Genomic DNA, 18,900 nt, shown 5'->3' on the forward strand with positions numbered 1-18,900 from the left:
ACAATGCGCCGATTATCACATCGGCCTGTTAAAGTACTCAATTTTTAACAATAACGATAAAAACCATTTCCCATATCCACAATTTATGGTAAGAAAAAGGGGCCTCGCCCAGATGATTTAATCATCTAAAGCGACAGCCCCGTGTCTTGTCCCCGTGTCTTGTCCCAGGTCCTATCTACTCACAATCTATTGTGGATGCCCAGTTCTTCGTGCATCTTTCTCTTCATCTCGTACATTCTCTCGTCGGCAAGAAGATAAACCTCATGTGATGTGGCATTTGGAAGCTCGTGCTTAAAGGCGTAGCCCGTGGCAACACTGCGGTGATACTCGGGGTAAAGGGCGTTCATTACGTTAAGGGCACTGTTCATCCTGCCAATGAGGGCATCAATGTCTTTTCCGATGGCATCTTCTATGATGACCACGAATTCATCACCGCCGATCCTTGCACACAGCCCCTCGTCAAAGAAGGTGGTGGTGAGGACCTTGGCAAAGTCTCTGATATAGCGGTCTCCAGAAGGATGACCGAAATCGTCGTTTACAATTTTAAGCCCATTTAAGTCAATACTGATGATGCAGTAATCTGTGGTTACTTCGTTTAAGTCCTTCATGACTTTATCTGTCTTTGCCCTGTTTGCCAGATTGGTAAGACCATCTGCGTAAGCAAGGTGAGACAGTGATGCGTGTTCAAGTTTCTGGGCATAGGACTCAGTGATAAAGAGCATATAGTTGGCCAGCTGGCACATTACAAAGACAAGGCAACCTGTGTCAATGACAACGATACTAAGGATATAGCTGTTTTTGATGTGGCTGCTGTCAAGGACATATATGACAAGATGAATGAGTTCAGCCAGCGCAAATGCAACAAGTCCCAACATCTGGATCTTGCCGGATGCTGTGATATCTTTTTTTATGACATTTCTTAGTATGAAGTAGGAGATAACGAAAAATCCTACAACAGCTGTCAAATGATATACAAGAATGGTCTCTCTTAGGTGTATGTTGAACCCAAAGTGCAGTATATAAAGCACGAATACAACTGCGCAGGACAATCCTGCAACGGTGATGAAGAAGTTCTTTTTCTCAATATTCTGGGCAAAGTACACCAGCAGATAACAGAAGGGCACGATCATGTAAAGGGTCAGATATTCTATCTGGGTTTCATAAGGCGTGTAGATAAAGGGTGACAGAACGTTGTAGTAACTCATTATCCAAAAGCCTAAATTCACACAGAACAGTGATCCCACAAAAAAGCTTCTGATATCTGGAACGTTAATTATGAAGAACATGGTGATCAGCGAGAAAAAAATACCAAAGATAATAAGGAACATTCCAGTGGTAATGATCATCCGATGATCAGTGATAAAGCGGCTTTCAAGATCTGGCTGACTTCCGATCTTTGGTGCCACAAGACTTGAAAAGGCATCTGTCTCGCCTGCAATCATCTTGATCGTAAGCTCTTTTCCTGCGTAATCGGATGGAAGCGGAATGAAGTGGTACATCTTGCCGATGAATTGTCTTTTCTTTACAAGTTCGTGACCGAAATCGTAGATCACCTTGCCATCCACATAGACTTCCATGGCGGAGTACCTGCTTCTGAACAACAGGGCAGGGAATGGAATATCGCCAAGATCAGGGAGGGTTGTTGTAAGGGAAACAACATCGCCATATTTAAGGAGTCTGTCAAGATGCTTGTAAACATCGTATGGCTCAACGTTTTCATAAACACTGCCGTTGATACTAAGCTCATAGCCCCAGTCCATAGAGACAATAGGGTATTTTTCGTTGCAGACAAGGCAGACGTTTATGAGCAGTGATACAAAGATGGCTATTATGAGTGAACTTATGTAGGGAAGTAACTTACGCTTATTGATCATCGTTACCTCCTTCTCCGAGCACCTTATTAAGAAGGTCGTCGTAGAGCCTTCCAAGAGACTCTTTGTGGTGCTGGTTTTTCATGGTATACATTCGCTTGTCTGCAAGAAGGTATACGTTCTGTGCGCTGTGGTTACCGCCAAGTTCTTTATCATTGCTGCTGGCATATCCCCAGGAGGCAGAAAAGCGCAGTTTGCTTTCCTGACTGTTTCTGTAGGCAAGCTGATCAATGAGACAGTTTAAGTCCCTTACGATCCTTTCTTCAGCCACAAAAGGAAGGACAACGATAAATTCATCGCCGCCCATTCTTCCAAGGAGAGATGCGTCTGTAAAGCAATCTGTCAGTATTTCAGAAAAGCCACTAAGGAGCCTGTCGCCCTGGTCATGGCCGAAGTTATCGTTGGTGTATTTAAGGTAATCAAGGTCAAGGCTTATGATTGTGAAGTCTCCTGTAAGGTCTACAAGGTACTGCTCGCAGCGGGCTCTGTTAGAGAGGTTTGTCAGGGTGTCAGTATAGGCAAGACCTTCAAGCTCAGCCTTAACAGTGGATTCACTTATGTATTCAATGCAGTGGTAGAAGTAATCAAGAAGGAGACTCATGATGAACACTAGGGCGCCAAGAGTCGTGAAGTTTATCTGAGCATGGACTTCGCCCTGATCAGAGAATTTCATAATGTTAAATTTCACAATGTCGATAAGAGCACACAATGTAAAAATAATAAGTCCAGCAATGAGGATGATGGTCGAAGAGGTTTTTCCTCGAAGATCATTTTTGGTGCGGGATTCTTCTATGGCAATTTTTATTAGGGAGAAGATCACAAAAATTCCTTCAGCCAAAGAAAAGATATGGAACATAGATACAAAATTACAAATGTGCATACGGTTAGACAAATGCAGAAGTGATGTGATCATAACAAAGCCTGCACTTAACTGGAACAGCAGTATTCCAAGCTTTAAAAATGGAGCCTGACCTGCTGTCAGAACAAATCCCAGTATTGCTGCCGGTATAGAGAAAAGAGAAAAGTACTCAATAAAGGTATAGAAAGAAGGGTTGTCAGAGATATACCAGAAGACGTCGTTGTAGCAAAGAATATATATGCCTATCATTATTGAGGTCACTGCGCTAAAGAAGATACTAAAATCATGGTTTTTAGAAAAAGCAAGAAATGGCGCCAGTATAAGAAGCATGAAGCCAAGGTGGCACAGATATATGCCAACTACAAGAGGGAAACGATTTGACTGGATCAGATCGTTTTTTATGTCATTGTAATTACCAAAATACAGTGGATACAGGCCTGAAAATGCACGGTCCTCATGGGCAGTTATCTCCACAGTGACTTTTTTGCCCTGATAATCAGGAGGAAGAGGTACAAAGTTCTCCATTTTAGGAAGCATATGCTCAAGAGCAACGTATTCATCACCAAAGGTGTATACCAGCTCCCCGTCAACAGATACCTTCACGTCCGAGAGAACAGTACGAAAGTACAATGTGGGCTGCAATAATTCAATATCAGGAAGGGTGTTGGAAAGTGTCAGAGTATCGCCATTATTGACGATACCAACATTTGATTCATCTACACTGTCAAGCTCCCAGGTATTATTGCCACGACTAATAGTCCAGCCGGAATTCAGCTGGATCAGATCAAAACGTTGTGGGGCGTTAAATTTTTTTGAGCCAAGTAGCAACAAGCCAAATGACAAAATGCTTATTGCAATTACTGCTAAGAAAGCTCTGCGGATTGTGGCTGCAGTACTGTTCACTGAAGTTAATCCTCCTGCTTTGTTAGAAATGTCCGTGGCTACCTCCGTGAGAATGTCCTGAACTTGAGGTGTGGATAGTGCTTCCACCTCCGAAACCGCCTCTGGATCCGTTTGAACCATTGTCCCTTGGAATCTCAGTTTTAGACAGGGTCTTTCTTACAAAACGGTCCTGAGATGTTGTGAGTCTAAGGCGTCCTGTGTAGTTCGTTGCACTGGATGCCATCTTAACTGTCTTAAGGTCTGACTTCATCTTAAGAATTGGTATCAGAGCAAGGGCAAGGCCTAAAGCGATGCTTCCTGCAAGGTATGCCAGAATATCAGAAGTGGTCTTGGGAGGCTTTACGCCCACATCAACGGGAGTTCCCTTTGAGTAGGCATCAAGGAGTCTGTCACATACGTCAACGTAGGTGTTAAAGGCATCTGCGTAGTCTCCGTCGCTAAGATCCCCGCGCATTTCGTTAAACAGATAGTCCTGACCGTAGTCCGTAAAGGCATATTTTGCGCTTCCTGAGGTTGAGATGGTCCATTCCCTGTTTTCCATGCTGAGCATAAAGAGAATGCCGCTCTCACCAAATTCTGAGCAGAAGCCGTTGTAGTCGAAATAGTCATCCGCATAGGCCTCAATAGGACCGCTGTGGGAGTTCACGGTAAGTATAGCTATGTTACTGCTCCATTTTACGCTGGTTTCATCCAGCCTGGTTAAAAGCGCTGACTCCTCGCTGTCTGTTAAAAGATCAGCGTTATCTACAAGTCTTGGCTTTTGTCTGGTAGCAGGAATTTCATAGCTGTCCCATAATATTTCGGCAGCATATGTTTTAAAGGTGAGGGTAAAAGAAAAAATCCCTATCAAAAGGAAGGTCTTACATAATACCCTTTTTATCTTAGTCATAGTATTCATGTTGTTTTCCATCACTAAAAAAATTATAAAAACAGCATCGCTGCGCCAAATAAGACGACAGATAAAGCGGCAGCGATGGGGAAGTAATACTTGGCTGCCTGCTTCATTGAAAATGGAAGATTGCCAACAAACTTACCAGTCTGTCCATTCATGGCAAAGAGGTAGTTGTTGCCATCCCAGGTGGTGTTAAGGACATAGACCGGGTAAAGAGCGTACTTGGTACTTTCCTTGGATGGGTTTATCCTTTCGGAGATATTTCGAAGGGAATTGTAACCGGTAATAGTACTTCTGAAATTGTTTCTGGCACTGACTGCCATACGCTCCTCAGCGCGGGCCTTGTCTTCATCAGCTGTGACGTTATATTTGTTTGCTAAAAATCCTGCAAGATAGCCCATGTTAAAGGGGATCATTTCAGATCGGTCGAAGGGTTCAATGGATTCCATGAGATCATCTGGCATTTCTTTGGAACCATCAACAGGTACATTCTCAAAGTCCTGGACGCCTGATCTTTCGATGTCAAAAAAGCTTGTCTCAGTATAGTGGTATCTTGAATCGCTCCAGGTCCTTACCTTGGTGCCCTCAAAGGTGCCAAAGTAGTTTTCTGTAGCATTATACAGCCAGAAGGGAACGTATACTCCCTTGATCTCATCTATGTGGTTCTGTTCGAAAAAGACCTTGGGAAGGAGCTTTTTGGATTTGACATAACCTGAATAAGCCTGCATGGCATCCTCTTTTGTCTTTTTAAAAGGAATGATGTAGTCAGGCTTAAAAGCTCCGGTAAATTTCTCTGCAGCCACAACGTTGTTGCTGCAGAATGGACACTTCATTGAACCAAGGGATTCTGTGGCCAGGATCTCTCCGCCGCAGGAGCCGCAGCTGTAAATATACATTGGAGTAGCATCATCGCTTCCTCCATTTGTTTCATAGGTATCTGCGCTTTCTCCAGTGGAATCTGAGTTGTGATTGGCGACGTAGTCCTTTACATCAAATTCAGAGTCACAAAATGGGCACTTGAGCTTCTGGGTGCCCGGATTAAATTCCATTGCCCCGCCACAGGCGGGGCATTCATATTCGTGTAGGGCCATATTATCCTCTAAAGAGTGTTATCAGTTTGGCTTGGGTGATCCGCAGTTTGTGCAGAAATTACCTGTGTTTACATTGCCGCAGGAGCATGTCCATCCAGCTGCAGGGCGCTGAGCACCACAGTTAGGGCAGAAGTTGCCTGTGTTTACATTGCCGCAGGTACATGTCCAGGAGTTGCCTGCAGACTGAGGAGCCATCTGTGGAGCTGCCTGCTGAGGCTGCTGAGCTCCCATTGCAAAGAGCTGCTGTGCGTTCATTCCGCCAGCCTGCTGTGCCATGTTCATTCCCGCAAATGCCATCATAGGGCCGGTTGCTGTATTCTTGGCTGCATCCTGCATTGCCTGAGCCTGTGCACTGGCAAGTGTAGCTGCTGCCATATTAGGATTCTTAAGAGCGCCAGCTCTCTGAAGCTCTTTAATTGTCTTTTCATCTTCCTCAGAAGCGTTAACAGAACTTACACCGAAGGTGCTGATCTTGATACCATAAACCTCTGTCCACTTCTTTGAAAGGATTTCATTGAGGGCATCTGCGATCTCTGTTGTGTGTCCTGGAAGTGCGCTGTAGCGGATTCCCATCTCTGAGATCTTGGCAAATGCTGGCTGAAGAGCTGTAAGAAGCTCACTCTTAAGCTGTGAGTCGATCTTGTCTCTTCTGAACTCGCCGTCTACGTTTCCTACGATGTTCTTGTAGAAAAGAACAGGATCAACGATGCGATAGCTGTATTCGCCGTGGCAGCGGATGTCGATGTCCATGTCAAGGCCAACGTTTGTGTCAACAACACGGAATGGAACAGGATTAACTGTGCCATACTTGTTGCCAATGATCTCTTTTGTGTTTATGTAGTATACGCGCTGATCCTTGGCTGTGCTGCCAGAAAAGCTTAGACGCTTGTAGAACTCCTTAAATGAATTAACGATGTTTTCTCCAAGATCTCCGTAGAAAATAGAAGGCTCTGTTGAAGTGTCATAAACGAACTCGCCTGCCTCAGCGCAGATTTCTGTAATCTGTCCCTGGTCTACGAGGATCATGCACTGTCCTTCGTTAACTGCTACGATAGAACCGTTGGAAATGATGTTGTCATTTCCCTTTCCCTGTTTCTTTCTAGCTTTAGTAAGAAGCACCTCGGATCCAAGTGATTCACAGTAGAAGTAATCTCTCCACTGATCAGAAAGTACACTACCGCCTGCTGAAAGTGCTGCTGATATAAGCCCCATAACTATCTCCTTTCATACTAAAAAACTATATTTCGTAACTTCTATTTTCGCACATTTAAGCTCAAAATTCCATTACTTTGTAGGTGATTCATGCTAAACTAATGGTGTATGAAATCTAATAGTGCACTAATTATCGTAAATGAATATGGAAAAAAGACTGATCTTCAAGCGCCCAAGGGTAAGCTCCTTTCGGTATTTCTTGACCAGAACGGCTTTGAAACTGAAAGGCCTTGCGGAGGAAATGGAAGGTGCGGAAAGTGCAGGGTAAGGTTCCTTGAGGGAGCACCATCTCCCAATTCCTTTGATGAGAGGTTCCTTACAGAAAAAGAGCTTAAGGAAGGCATAAGACTACTTTGCGAGGCTGTCATTTGGGACAACTGCGAAATAGAGATAATAAAGCCTGAAAAACACATGGCAATAGAAGAGACAGAAGTATCAGGTAGTGACAGCTCTTTTGCCACAAAAGATCCTGAAAGGACCTTTGCCATAGCGGTTGACCTTGGCACCACAACAATAGCTGCGTCACTTGTTGCTGGTATCGGCTCCAAAAGCGAGGTTTTAAGATCGGCTTCCTGCGTGAACCACCAAAGGAAGTATGGAAGCGATGTTATATCAAGGATTTCTGCGGCAGATGATGTGAGCACATTAAAAGAGCTGTCAGACATTGTGGTATCTGATATAGAGAAGCTGATGGATGAGCTTCTTTTGCCTGAAAAAGAAGATGGAAGGCTTGTTGGAAGTCTTAAGCATATAGTAATTGCAGGAAATACCACCATGATGAACCTCCTTTTTGGAAAGGATGTATCCTGGCTTGGAAGATTTCCCTATACTGCTCCGGAGGATGGACTTACCCTTAAGGAACTTCCGGCAGAGACCCTGTTTAAGGGATTTGAAGGTGCGATTCTTACCGGGATGCCTGGAATATCGGCATTTGTGGGGGCAGATATAGTATCTGGCATATATCATATAAAGAGCAACAATATGGATCTTGGAAAAGCCCTGTTTGTGGACCTGGGTACCAATGGGGAAATGGCTTCGTTTGATGGCGGAAACGTCACGGTTACTTCAACTGCGGCGGGCCCTGTCTTTGAGGCGGGAGGCATATCCTGCGGCGTTGCTTCTGTTCCTGGGGCAATCTGTCACGTAAAGCTTGATGACAGAGATGGTAAGATCACAGCCACCTGCGACACAATAAGTGATAAAGCACCAATAGGTCTTTGCGGAACAGGAGTATTGGAGCTTGTTTCTGAGATGGTGAGAGTAGGGCTTATTGATGAAACGGGGCTACTTGCTGATCCATATTTTGACAGAGGATTTCCTCTTACAGAGGATGGAAAAATAATGCTAGTCCAGCAGGATGTCAGGAACCTCCAGCTTGGCAAAGCTGCAATAAGAACCGGGGCAGAGACTCTCTTAAGTGGAAATGCCATAGACAGACTGTATCTTGCAGGCGGATTTGGAAGTCATATTGATATGGACAATGTTAAGAATCTCCGGATGTTTCCGGAGGATTTTGATGGTAAGATAATACCGGTGGGAAATACTTCCCTAAAGGGTGCTATTTCTTTTGCTGGGAAGGCTCTTTATGGCGAGGCTGCCTTAGAAAGTGCCAAGGCAGAGCTAAAAGAGATAGTAGAAAGCGCCAGGGTCATCAACCTGGCAACCCTGGATGAATTTGATGAAAAGTACTTTGAAGCAATGAACTTTTAAAGACAAAACGGAGGATGCGAAAATGTTAGACGAGAGATGGGTTTTTTATAAGGATGTTAAGGCAGAGGATCAGGGAAACGGCGTTGTAAGACGCGTACTTGCTTACAGCAAGGATCTTATGTGTGTTGAGAATACCTTTGAAAAGGGAGCAGTTGGCGCACTTCACCATCATCCACACACCCAGATCACTTACATTGTAAGTGGTAAGTTTGAGTTTGAGATCGATGGTGTAAAAAAGGTGGTTGAAGCAGGAGACACAATGCTTAAGATGAACGATGTGGTTCATGGCTGTAAGTGTCTTGAGGCAGGAAAGCTCCTTGATATCTTCAATCCAATGAGAGAGGACTTTGTATGATCTGTGACACCTGTGCAAACTACGCCTATGACGAAGACTGGGAGTGCTACACCTGCATGGTGAACATGGATGAAGACGACTACGGAAGGCTTATGAGTGGCAGTTCCAGTGAGTGCCCTTATTATCAGGATGGTGATGAATATAAGGTTGTAAGACACCAGATGTAAATAATGGTACAATTAAGGAAAGAGTAGTTGTTATGAGGAGGAAATATTATGAGAAAAAAAATATTTGCAGCCCTGATGGTTTCAGTGATGGCTGTATCTCTTTTGGCTGCCTGTGGAAAAAAGACAGCTCAAGAGACTCAGCCCAAGGAGCCGGTTGTCGAAGAGCCGGCAGCAGAACCAGCAGAGGCACCAACTGAAAGTTCAACTGAAGAAGTTATTGAGGAGGCAAGACCCACATCTCTTGATGACGCTTTAGGGCTTGCAGTCCTTGAGTACAATCAGGAGTTTTTTGACCAGGGCGAAGTGGCAGGTGAAGGACACATTCTTCTTGACAAGGATGGAAATGACTCCAAGGGTGAGCAGATCTGCTATACCATAACCTGCTACGGAAGATATGAGTTTGAGGACGGCAATTTTGTATGCTGTGCAGGAAACGGGCCTATCCCATGTGTCATCAGACTTATGATCAACGAAGAGGGTGAGTACAACACAGTTTCCTATGAGCCAGCTCCGGATGGAAACAATTTTGTGGACTGGATCAAGGACAACTTCCCTGAGAAATACTGGAGCAGATGCATCACAGTAGAGGACGACGACAGGAACGAGCTTGAAAGGCAGCAGAGATCATATGCTGAGGAATATCTTTCAACCATAGGCCGTGAGGATGTTGAGGTTGGAGATTACTCAGACTTTGAACATGAGATATTTACTGATGCTGGAGTATCTGTTGATGTTTCAAATGCAATGCTTGATGTCCAGTCAGGTGATAATTTTGAAAAAAATTGCCCATATTGGGTTGGAGAACGTGAAGTTATTGAAGAAGATGTCCGATATACATATAAGACAGAGTATGACAAAAAGAAGGGACAGATCATCTTCTCCAAAACTGAATATGATACAGACAATGTGGTAGAAAAGTCTGTGTATGATGCTAAGACCGGAGATAGGGTAGAGTAACGTAAGGTTTATGTTTGGCAAGGATGCCAGCGAGCAGGGCTCGAGATAAGGAGGGAACCATGGGAAGCATTTCTGATGTTATGGCAGGTGCAGCGTCTGCGTATGAAGCAGCCAAGGCGGAAACTGCAAAAGAAACCACTAAGACAACCGGTAATTATGGCAAGATGATAGGAAAGGCAAAGCTCTCAGAAGAGGGTGCCAAGTACTATGAGGAACTAAAAAAGAAATACAGCAATATGGACTTTGTTCTTGTTAGCAAGGACATGAAGGACTATGCAAAACAGAACGCCAGCTCCTTTGGCAATCCTAACAGGATGGTGGTTCTCATCGACGAGGAAAAGATCGAGAGAATGGCCACTGATGAGGAGTTCAGGGCTAAATATGAGGGCCTTATTTCCCAGGCTCAGGCCAAGATGCCGCAGCTTCAGGCTGCGATGCAGACCAAGCCAGGGATCAAGACCATTGGAATGCAGGTTGGCGACAATGGCAAGGCTTCGTTCTTTGCGGTCATGAGTAAGAGCAACACCGACATGACCAAAAAGCTCCAGGAAAAGAGAGCTGAAAAGAAGGCTGCTGAGAAGGCAGAGGCCAAGAAGGAAGCAAAAAAAGAGCAGCTTGAAAAGCTCCGGGAGGGCCATGGAAGTGATGAAATCCCGGAAGATGAGGAAGACGTAGAGATCCTCATGGCGGATTCAGTAGAGGAGCTCTTTAAAAAGATCGATGACTTCAACTTCGCTCTCCGGGCAGATTCGGTACTGTCGCCCCAGGAGATGACGGTGGGACAGTCCATTGACTTTAAGGGATGATAACTAATTTTTGGGGGATGCATGTTCAGACTTGCAATATGTGATGATGAAAAAAGCTCTGCTGCTGAGGCGGCGGAGCTTTTGGAGAAATATAGGAAAAGCCGTGGGGACCTCGAAATAAAGGCAGACATTTTCTATACCTCCTTAGATCTTTTGGCAGCCATAGAAAAGACCGTTTATGATATCTACATCCTGGATATCTACATCGACAAAATAAACGGCATCGAACTGGCCCAGACAATTAAAAAGAACAACGAAGATGCTCAGATAATCTTTATGACTTCTTCCAACGCATTTTATAAAGATGCCTTCAGGATCCACGCAGTGCACTATCTTGAAAAGCCCATTCTTGAGGAAGATTTTTTTGACGCCCTGGACAGGGTCTGCGAAACAGATGAAGCTGACGACTACTTCACCTTCAGGGACAGCGGACAGGTTCACAGGGTTCTTTGCTCTGATATCATGTACGTGGAGTCAGAGGACCACTACAAGAGAATAGTGGTTGGACAGGACAGCTATCTTGTCCGAAGTACCATGCAGGAAATAAAAAATGACCTGGATGAGCCCTACTTTTATGAGCTTGGGGTAAAAAGCATAGTGAACCTTAAAAAGGTCCTTAAGATCACCAAGGAATCTGTTGTCATGGAGGATGGGAAAGAATTTTCGGTGCCAAGAGGCAAGTACAGGGTGCTCAGCGAGATGGTGCTCAAGTATACGTTTTAGATCTGGGATATTTCTTTTGCCAAAAAGACAGGATATTCGTATAAATTAACAGAGAATGTAAATGGAGGTATTTGACTATGCTTGGTCATGAAAAGAATATTTTGAATGAGAAAGAGCTTGAAGGAGTAAGCGGAGGAAAGAGCGCTTCTGCAAGAGGCAGAAATAGTGGTAGTAAGGATGGTACTACACCTACTGAAACGCATATGTGCTCGAAATGCGGAAGAAAAACTGAGCATATTGTATACTCTGGAGGAAGGGCAGTATGCAGTGTCTGCGGTATGCCGTTTGGTGGATGAAACTCTTTTGCTAACAAAAAAGCTCTATCCGGATGGATAGAGCAAAAAGCGGAGACGGCGGGATTCGAACCCGCGTGCCCCGGAGGACAAACGCATTTCGAGTGCGCCTCATTACGACCACTTTGATACGTCTCCAAGCGCTTTGGACATAGCTCCAAAGCGTTTTTTATTATACTTTTTTAATACTCCAGCGTCAACCGGATTACTTGGCACAAGGCTCTTTATTTTGTATAATTACTAGTAGTGTGCAGTTACAAATATGTTTATTCAAAGGAGGCCTTTTTCACATGATGAGAATTGGTATGTTGACTAGTGGTGGTGACTGTCAGGCTTTGAATGCAGCAATGCGCGGCGTTGTTAAGTGTATTGCGCACAGCGGCGTGGAAGTGGAGTTCTACGGCTTTAAGAATGGCTATAAAGGCCTTATTTATGGCGATTTCAGAATGCTTACTTCCAAGGATTTCTCAGGAATCCTGACAAAGGGCGGAACTATTCTTGGTAGCTCCCGTACACCTTTTAAGACCATAAGGGAACCTGATGAGAACGGACTTGATAAGGTAGAGGCAATGAAGCAGAATTATTACAAGCTTCAGTTGGACTGCCTTGTAGTTCTTGGTGGAAATGGCTCTCAGAAGACAGCCAATCTCCTTTCTGAGGAGGGACTTAATGTGGTTTCTCTTCCCAAGACAATAGACAATGACCTCTGGGGAACAGATATGACCTTTGGTTTCCAGAGTGCGGTTGATGTGGCAACCGGAGTTATCGACAACATCCACACAACAGCTGATTCACACGGCAGAGTATTCATCATTGAAGTAATGGGACACAAGGTTGGATGGCTCACACTTAATGCAGGACTTGCAGGCGGTGCGGACGTTATCCTTATTCCTGAGATCCCTTACGATATAGGCAAGATCTGTGATGCTATCAAGGCAAGAGATGAACGCGGCAGCAGGTTCACCATCATAGCTGTGGCTGAGGGCGCTATCTCCAAGAAGGATGCCAAACTATCCAAGAAGGAGTACAAGGAGAAGATGGCTAATTACAAGTACCCATCTGTTTCCTACGAGATAGCTGAGGCGATCCAGAATAAGATCGGTCATGAAGTAAGAGTTACTGTTCCAGGACACATGCAGAGGGGTGGAGCGCCTGATCCATACGATCGCGTATTCGCTTCAAGGCTTGGTGCTGAGGCTGGACAGCTGATCCTTAACAAGGAGTACGGCTTCATGGTTGCCTACAAGAACAGAGAGATCGTCAAGGTTCCTCTTTCAGAGATCGCAGGCAAGCTCAAATATGTATCACCAGATGCAAGCATCATCAAAGAGGCCAAGATGTTGGGAGTGTGCTTCGGGGATTGATCAAAGGGGATGGAGTGATCCCGCAGGCAAATAGTTTTGTTGGAGTAGTTTTTTAAATGGGTTATGTAGCACTATACAGGAAATTCAGACCACCGGTCTTTGAGGACGTCAAGGGCCAGGATCATATAATTACAACGCTTAAGAATCAGATTAGATCAGATAGGGTTGGACATGCTTACCTGTTCTGCGGAACTCGTGGAACAGGTAAGACTTCTGTTGCGAAGATTTTAGCCAAGGCGGTTAACTGCGAGCACCCAGTGGACGGAAGTCCTTGCGGTGAATGCGAGATGTGCAAAGAGATCGCAGCTGGCAACAGTATGAACGTCATTGAGATCGATGCTGCTTCCAACAACGGCGTTGACAATGTCAGGGAGATCGTGGACGAGGTCTCCTATTCCCCTACAAAAGGAAAAAAGAAGGTTTACATCATCGATGAGGTGCATATGCTCTCCACCGGTGCTTTTAATGCGCTCTTAAAAACCCTCGAGGAGCCCCCTGAATATGTTATGTTCATTCTTGCAACCACTGAGGTTCACAAGATTCCCATAACTATCCTTTCAAGGTGTCAGAGATACGATTTCCACAGGATCACCATTGATACCATCGAGGACAGGCTCCGCCAGGTTGTTACTGCTGAAGGGATTGAGGTAGAGGACAAGGCACTTCGCTATATTGCCAAGACTGCTGATGGCTCCATGAGAGATTCCTTAAGTCTTCTTGATCAGTGCATCGCCTTTAACTACGGCGAAGTCCTGACTTACGATAAGGTTCTTGGTGTGCTGGGAGCTGTGGACACTGAGGTCTTTTCAAAGCTCTTTTCCGCCCTGTATACTCAGAATGTCAATGAGGCACTGACTATCCTGTCTGATGTTGTCATTCAGGGAAGAGAACTTACTCAGTTCGTCAACGACTTTGTGTGGTACTTAAGAAACCTGATGCTGATCCAGGCCTCCGACCAGATGGAGGATGTGGTGGATATGTCCACTGACAATCTGAAGGTGTTAAAAGAGCAGGCGGACAAGGCAGACACTGACTCGATCCTAAGGTTTATCAGGATATTTTCAGAGCTGTCAACTAACATAAGATATGCAGCCCAGAAGAGGATTTTAATAGAGATAACACTGATAAGGCTCTGCAAGCCTCAGATGGATCAGGGGCAACAGGATTCCTTTGAGGACAGATTAAGGATCCTTGAAGAGCACGATGAGAGTGCAAGTAAGGTCCTTGATAAGATCCAGTCGGGGCAGATAAGTTTTTCGGCTGCACTAGCAGGTGCCATGCAGACACAGGCAGCAGCTCCTGTCCAGAAAAAGATCCTGGACAAAGCGGTTCCTGAAGACATAAAGAGACTGGTATCAGGCTGGTCAAAGGCCCTTATGCAGATGCCAAGTCCCATGAAGAACTATATGCAAAAAGCAAAGCTGAGCCTTGGAAATAACGACAAGCTTCAGATTGTATTTGACAACAGACAGCTTGTTGATAAATACTCACATGGTGAAGGTGGTTCGGAACTGTCTTCATTCATTGATGAGATCGTGGGCAAGCACGTGGAGTACGAAGCCAAGTTTTTGGAGCCCACGCAGAACTTTGAAGAAAACTACGTTAATCTTTTGGATGGCATCAACTTTGATGTGGTTACTGAGGATGACGACGAAAAGGAGAATTTATAATGGCAAAACGTGGTGGATTTCCTGGAGGAATGCCAGGCAACATGAACAATCTTATGAAGCAGGCGCAGAGAATGCAGCGTCAGATGGAGGAGAGCCAGAAGGAGCTTGAGGCAAAAGAGTTCACAGCAAAAGCTGGTGGCGGCGCAGTTGAGGCAACTGTATTTGGTAACAAGACTTTAAAGAGCGTTACAATCTCCCCTGAAGCTGTTGATCCTGATGATGTTGAGATGCTTCAGGACATGATCGTAGCTGCAGTTAACGAGGCTATGAAGCAGGCTGACGAGGCTAACGGCGCAATGATAGGCAAGATGACAGGTGGACTTGGCGGAGGCTTTCCTTTCTGATGGAACTTTACAGCGGACATATCAACCGTTTAATAGATGAGCTTTCCTCCCTTCCGGGAATAGGGGGTAAGTCTGCCCAGAGGCTGGCTTTTTACATCATCAACCTCCCTAAGGACAGGGTAAAAAGACTGGCTGATTCCATTACTGATGCAAGGGAAAATGTCCATTACTGCAAAGAGTGCTGCACACTTACGGATGAGGATATCTGTCCTATCTGCAGCAACTCAAACAGAGACCATCGCACCATCATGGTTGTGGAGAATGCGAGGGATTTGGCAGCATATGAGAAGACCGGCAAGTATGATGGAGTGTATCATGTACTCCATGGAGCAATTTCGCCGATGCTTGGTATCGGTCCTTCTGACATAAGACTTACAGAGCTCATGACCAGGCTTCAGAATAATGACGTTGACGAGGTCATCGTGGCCACAAACTCAAGTCTTGAGGGCGAGACCACAGCTATGTACATCAGTAAGCTCATAAAGCCAACAGGTATCAAGGTCACAAGGATCGCCAGCGGAGTTCCGGTTGGTGGCGATCTGGAATACATCGATGAAGTTACGCTCCTTAGAGCCCTTGAGGGCAGGACCGAGCTTTAAGTATAGGCACATGCACACATTGGAGGTATTGTTATGGCAGTAAAGAGAGCACAATTTGGGGAACTTGAAAACAAAACACCAATCTATGAGTATCACATTTCAAACGACAACGGCGTTGAGGCAGTGGTTCTTAACTTTGGTGCAACCATCAGGAACATCTTCGTTCCTGACAAGGACGGAAACAGAGTAGACGTAGCCCTGGGCTTTGACGACTACAAGAAGTACTTTGACAACGACTGTTTCCTCGGAGCAACTGTAGGCCCTACAGCCAACAGAATTGCTAAGGCAAGGTATGAGATTGATGGAAAAGAGTTTATTCTTCCAATCAATGATGGACCAAACAATCTTCACACCGATATGAATAATGGATTTCACAAGAGAATATGGGATGCAACTGAGGGTGAAAACTCTGTGACATTCACACTTAAGGCTGAGGATGGGGATCTTGGCTTTTCAGGCAACAGAGTCTTTGAACTCACCTATACTCTTTCAGATGATAACGCTCTTGAGCTTCACTACCACGCAACAAGTGATGCCAAGACACTTATCAACATGACCAACCATGTTTACTTTAACTTAAGCGGTCACAACGCTGGAAGCATACTTGATCACACTATGCAGATGAATGCTTCAGCTTACACTCCAGTAAGCAGCTCCGAGGCTATTCCTACTGGCGAGATTGCTGATGTTACAGGAACACCTTTTGATTTCAGAAAAGAAAAGACTATTGGCCAGGATGTCAATGCAGATGATGAGCAGCTTAAGTTTGTTGGAGGCTATGACCACAACTATGTTATTGATGGATATGACTGGAAAAATCTTAAGAACTTCTGCAACGTGTCATCTCCAAAGACAGGCATCAAGATGGAGTGCTTCACAAACCTTCCTGGATTCCAGCTTTATGTTGGAAACTTCTTGAAGGCAGATGGAGCCAAGGACGGTGCTACATACAAGGCAAGAGATGGCTTCTGCCTTGAGACTCAGGTTTATCCAAACTCTATCAATGAGGCAGGATTCCCTGACTGTGTTTACGGTCCAGACAGAGAATATGACAACATCACAGTCTATAAGTTCTCTAAATAATTAGTTTTTCGGAGGTCGGCCCTTGGCTGAAGTACGTGATTTTGCCTCCTATGCGGGGAAATTTAATAAAGATGATCCAGGTAGGGGCAGTACAGGCAGCGGACCTTCCTATAAGGAAAAGATCAGAAACCACAAGCTGGCAGTTGTTTTCAGAACACTGGGAATAACTGCAGCGGTGGTGTTTCTTGTACTGGTGGTCTACACCAGCTGGAGAGACAAGGAATATTCAGAAGCTGTAGTAACTGATGGTGAAGCCATTACCAATGGCCAGGATTCCAAGGTTATCAGTGTTGGCGGATACATTATTCAGTACAGTAAAGACGGTGTCAGCTGTATCGATGCTTCTGGTAAGGTTTTGTGGAATCAGACCTATGAGATGCAGACACCTATTGCAAGAACCTGCGATCACGTGGTGGCTATTGGCGATTACAACGGACATAATATTTATGTAAATGGGACCAGTGGATCCATGGGAGAGGTTGATACCAACCTTCCTATAAGAGACTTCTGTGTATCCTCCCAGGGAGTTGTGGCAGCAGTTCTCGATGGAACAGATGTCACATGGATCTACCTATATGATGCCCAGGGTAACACCCTTGCTAACTTCAAGACTACCATGAAGGATTCAGGATACCCAATTTCAGTCAGCATCTCACCAAATGGAGAGCTTCTTTGCGTATCCTACCTCTACCCTGAAGAGGGAAGTTTAAAAAGCAGTGTGGCTTTCTTTAACTTTGGATCAGTTGGACAAAACTCGATTGACAACTACGCCAGCGGCTATGATTATCCTCAGGTTGTGGTTCCTTACGTTCAGTTTATGAATACCAGCTCATGCTTTGCAGTGTCTGATGACAGGATAATGTTCTACCAGGGCAGCGAAAAACCTGTGAGCCAGGCGGAGATCTTTACCGGAGAAGAAGAAATCAAATCCATATACTTCTCTGACAGCTATATGGGAGTTGTATTCCCTAACAATACTGCGGATGGAGCTTACAGGCTTCAGGTATACAGCGACAAGGGTGAGAGTATTCTTACTACTTATTTTGATATAGAATATTCCGATATCATTTTTAACAACCAGCAGATAATCATCTACAATGAAGATAGCTGCATGGTCATGGATATGAACGGACACGTGAAGTATGAAGGAGATTTTGTAACTCCTGTAAGAACCATGGTTCCAACCAGCCTTCGCAACAAGTTCCTTCTTGTAACAACCAGAAACATTCAGACAATGAATCTTAAATAGGAAAAAGAATGAATTTTGAAATATCTCAGATAGTGATAACCATTGTGGTTGTCGTACTATTTCTCTGGAGAATATCATATGGAACTAACAATGGCCTGTTTGCTGAAGCAGCAGGCCTTATTGCTGTCATTGCGGCCTTCGCTGCTGTCTACTATATAATGAACATTGCGGGCAACGTGATGACCGCTAATCTTGGCCAGATTATTCCCAAGATCGGATATTTGATCGTGGCGTTTGCTGTATATGGACTTATGACTGCGATTGGGAATGCAGTCAGGAATATCAAAGAGATCACGATTCTTGGAGGCCTGGATCGTCTTCTTGGAGCAGTTCTTGGTGCCATAGAGGCCTATCTCATCGTATATATAGTTGTGTATATTACAGGTTTCGATATTTGGGGACCAGTTACTTCACTTATAAAAGAGCTATATGAGTACGTAAGATCCATGTTGCCATGATGGCTAAAAATACCTGAAATGCTGGATCTTGAAGGAAATTAAAAAAATATTATAAACATTTGAAAAAAGTTGTTGACAGCAAAATACACCTATGATATTCTAAATAAGCTGTCGCTGAGGACAGCGGCAACAAGTACCTTGACAAATAAACAGTAATGCAACCCTGAAAAATTCCAAGAGAATTATTCAGAATTAACAAACCAAAAGTAATAACGGACAGAACGAAAGCTAGTTTTTGTTCTGGCTAGATTGAACTATTTAAACGTGAGAGTTCGATCCTGGCTCAGGATGAAC

General features: G+C 44.6%; 19 protein-coding genes and 1 tRNA gene. 14 read left to right on the top strand and 6 right to left on the bottom strand.

What is annotated here, in order from left to right:
* Window positions 1-179 precede the first annotated feature (179 nt).
* Genes J6I68_RS10375 through J6I68_RS10395 form a run of 5 tightly spaced genes read right to left on the bottom strand, consistent with a single transcriptional unit; the run spans window position 180 to window position 6,828 of the window.
* Window positions 180-1,874 (bottom strand): GGDEF domain-containing protein, encoded by a 1,695-nt coding sequence (locus J6I68_RS10375; protein WP_292220143.1) that lies wholly within the window; start codon window positions 1,872-1,874, stop codon window positions 180-182.
* The gene (locus tag J6I68_RS10380; protein WP_292220144.1) at window positions 1,864-3,633 is read right to left on the bottom strand and encodes a GGDEF domain-containing protein; all 1,770 of its coding nucleotides are present in this window, start codon (window positions 3,631-3,633) and stop codon (window positions 1,864-1,866) included. The genes J6I68_RS10375 and J6I68_RS10380 overlap by 11 nt, the downstream gene beginning before the upstream one ends.
* A gap of 22 nt (window positions 3,634-3,655) precedes the next feature.
* Complete coding sequence (locus J6I68_RS10385) at window positions 3,656-4,531, bottom strand: TPM domain-containing protein (protein ID WP_292220146.1); 876 nt, start codon at window positions 4,529-4,531, stop codon at window positions 3,656-3,658.
* 23 nt (window positions 4,532-4,554) lie between these two features.
* On the bottom strand, window positions 4,555-5,616 hold the full coding sequence (locus J6I68_RS10390) for a hypothetical protein (RefSeq protein WP_292220147.1): 1,062 nt from the start codon (window positions 5,614-5,616) through the stop codon (window positions 4,555-4,557).
* 21 nt (window positions 5,617-5,637) lie between these two features.
* A complete protein-coding gene (locus J6I68_RS10395; protein WP_292220148.1) occupies window positions 5,638-6,828 on the bottom strand; it encodes an SPFH domain-containing protein in 1,191 nt (396 codons plus the stop codon).
* A 108-nt stretch (window positions 6,829-6,936) separates the two neighbouring features.
* On the opposite strand from J6I68_RS10395, the gene J6I68_RS10400 reads away from it, so the two are divergent.
* The 7 genes from J6I68_RS10400 to J6I68_RS10430 all read left to right on the top strand — a co-directional run bounded on the left by J6I68_RS10400 (window position 6,937) and on the right by J6I68_RS10430 (window position 11,842).
* Complete coding sequence (locus tag J6I68_RS10400) at window positions 6,937-8,538, top strand: ASKHA domain-containing protein (protein ID WP_292220150.1); 1,602 nt, start codon at window positions 6,937-6,939, stop codon at window positions 8,536-8,538.
* A 22-nt stretch (window positions 8,539-8,560) separates the two neighbouring features.
* On the top strand, window positions 8,561-8,893 hold the full coding sequence (locus tag J6I68_RS10405) for a cupin domain-containing protein (protein ID WP_292220152.1): 333 nt from the start codon (window positions 8,561-8,563) through the stop codon (window positions 8,891-8,893).
* The gene (locus J6I68_RS10410) at window positions 8,890-9,060 is read left to right on the top strand and encodes a DUF6472 family protein (RefSeq protein ID WP_292204869.1); all 171 of its coding nucleotides are present in this window, start codon (window positions 8,890-8,892) and stop codon (window positions 9,058-9,060) included. The genes J6I68_RS10405 and J6I68_RS10410 overlap by 4 nt, the downstream gene beginning before the upstream one ends.
* A 48-nt stretch (window positions 9,061-9,108) precedes the next feature.
* Window positions 9,109-10,017 (top strand): hypothetical protein, encoded by a 909-nt coding sequence (locus tag J6I68_RS10415; RefSeq protein ID WP_292220154.1) that lies wholly within the window; start codon window positions 9,109-9,111, stop codon window positions 10,015-10,017.
* A gap of 59 nt (window positions 10,018-10,076) precedes the next feature.
* Complete coding sequence (locus J6I68_RS10420; protein ID WP_292220156.1) at window positions 10,077-10,823, top strand: DUF6033 family protein; 747 nt, start codon at window positions 10,077-10,079, stop codon at window positions 10,821-10,823.
* Window positions 10,824-10,844: 21 nt separating this feature from the next.
* The gene (locus J6I68_RS10425) at window positions 10,845-11,546 is read left to right on the top strand and encodes a LytR/AlgR family response regulator transcription factor (RefSeq protein WP_292220158.1); all 702 of its coding nucleotides are present in this window, start codon (window positions 10,845-10,847) and stop codon (window positions 11,544-11,546) included.
* A 77-nt stretch (window positions 11,547-11,623) separates the two neighbouring features.
* On the top strand, window positions 11,624-11,842 hold the full coding sequence (locus tag J6I68_RS10430) for a hypothetical protein (RefSeq protein ID WP_292220160.1): 219 nt from the start codon (window positions 11,624-11,626) through the stop codon (window positions 11,840-11,842).
* A gap of 49 nt (window positions 11,843-11,891) precedes the next feature.
* Here the strand turns inward: J6I68_RS10430 and J6I68_RS10435 are convergent.
* Window positions 11,892-11,977: transfer RNA gene (locus tag J6I68_RS10435), tRNA-Ser, on the bottom strand.
* 152 nt (window positions 11,978-12,129) lie between these two features.
* Between J6I68_RS10435 and J6I68_RS10440 the strand changes: the two genes are divergently transcribed.
* Genes J6I68_RS10440 through J6I68_RS10470 form a run of 7 tightly spaced genes read left to right on the top strand, consistent with a single transcriptional unit; the run spans window position 12,130 to window position 18,606 of the window.
* Window positions 12,130-13,203, top strand: coding sequence for a 6-phosphofructokinase (locus tag J6I68_RS10440; RefSeq protein WP_292220161.1), 1,074 nt, complete (start codon window positions 12,130-12,132; stop codon window positions 13,201-13,203).
* A gap of 56 nt (window positions 13,204-13,259) precedes the next feature.
* Entirely contained in the window at window positions 13,260-14,873 is a 1,614-nt protein-coding gene (gene dnaX, locus J6I68_RS10445) for a DNA polymerase III subunit gamma/tau (protein ID WP_292220162.1), read from the top strand.
* Window positions 14,873-15,217, top strand: a complete 345-nt coding sequence (locus J6I68_RS10450) for a YbaB/EbfC family nucleoid-associated protein (protein WP_292220164.1) — start codon at window positions 14,873-14,875, stop codon at window positions 15,215-15,217. Before dnaX ends, J6I68_RS10450 begins: the two co-directional genes overlap by 1 nt.
* Entirely contained in the window at window positions 15,217-15,816 is a 600-nt protein-coding gene (gene recR / locus J6I68_RS10455; RefSeq protein ID WP_292220165.1) for a recombination mediator RecR, read from the top strand. Before J6I68_RS10450 ends, recR begins: the two co-directional genes overlap by 1 nt.
* 33 nt (window positions 15,817-15,849) lie before the next feature.
* Window positions 15,850-16,899 carry an aldose epimerase family protein gene (locus tag J6I68_RS10460; protein ID WP_292220167.1) on the top strand — a complete coding sequence of 350 codons (1,050 nt, stop codon included), beginning with the start codon at window positions 15,850-15,852 and terminating at the stop codon, window positions 16,897-16,899.
* A 22-nt stretch (window positions 16,900-16,921) separates the two neighbouring features.
* Entirely contained in the window at window positions 16,922-18,148 is a 1,227-nt protein-coding gene (locus J6I68_RS10465; RefSeq protein ID WP_292220169.1) for a DUF5711 family protein, read from the top strand.
* 8 nt (window positions 18,149-18,156) lie between these two features.
* Complete coding sequence (locus tag J6I68_RS10470) at window positions 18,157-18,606, top strand: CvpA family protein (RefSeq protein ID WP_292220171.1); 450 nt, start codon at window positions 18,157-18,159, stop codon at window positions 18,604-18,606.
* Window positions 18,607-18,900 lie beyond the last annotated feature (294 nt).

Origin of the sequence: Butyrivibrio sp. (genome assembly GCF_017940685.1) — a bacterium.
Lineage (GTDB): Bacteria > Bacillota > Clostridia > Lachnospirales > Lachnospiraceae > Butyrivibrio.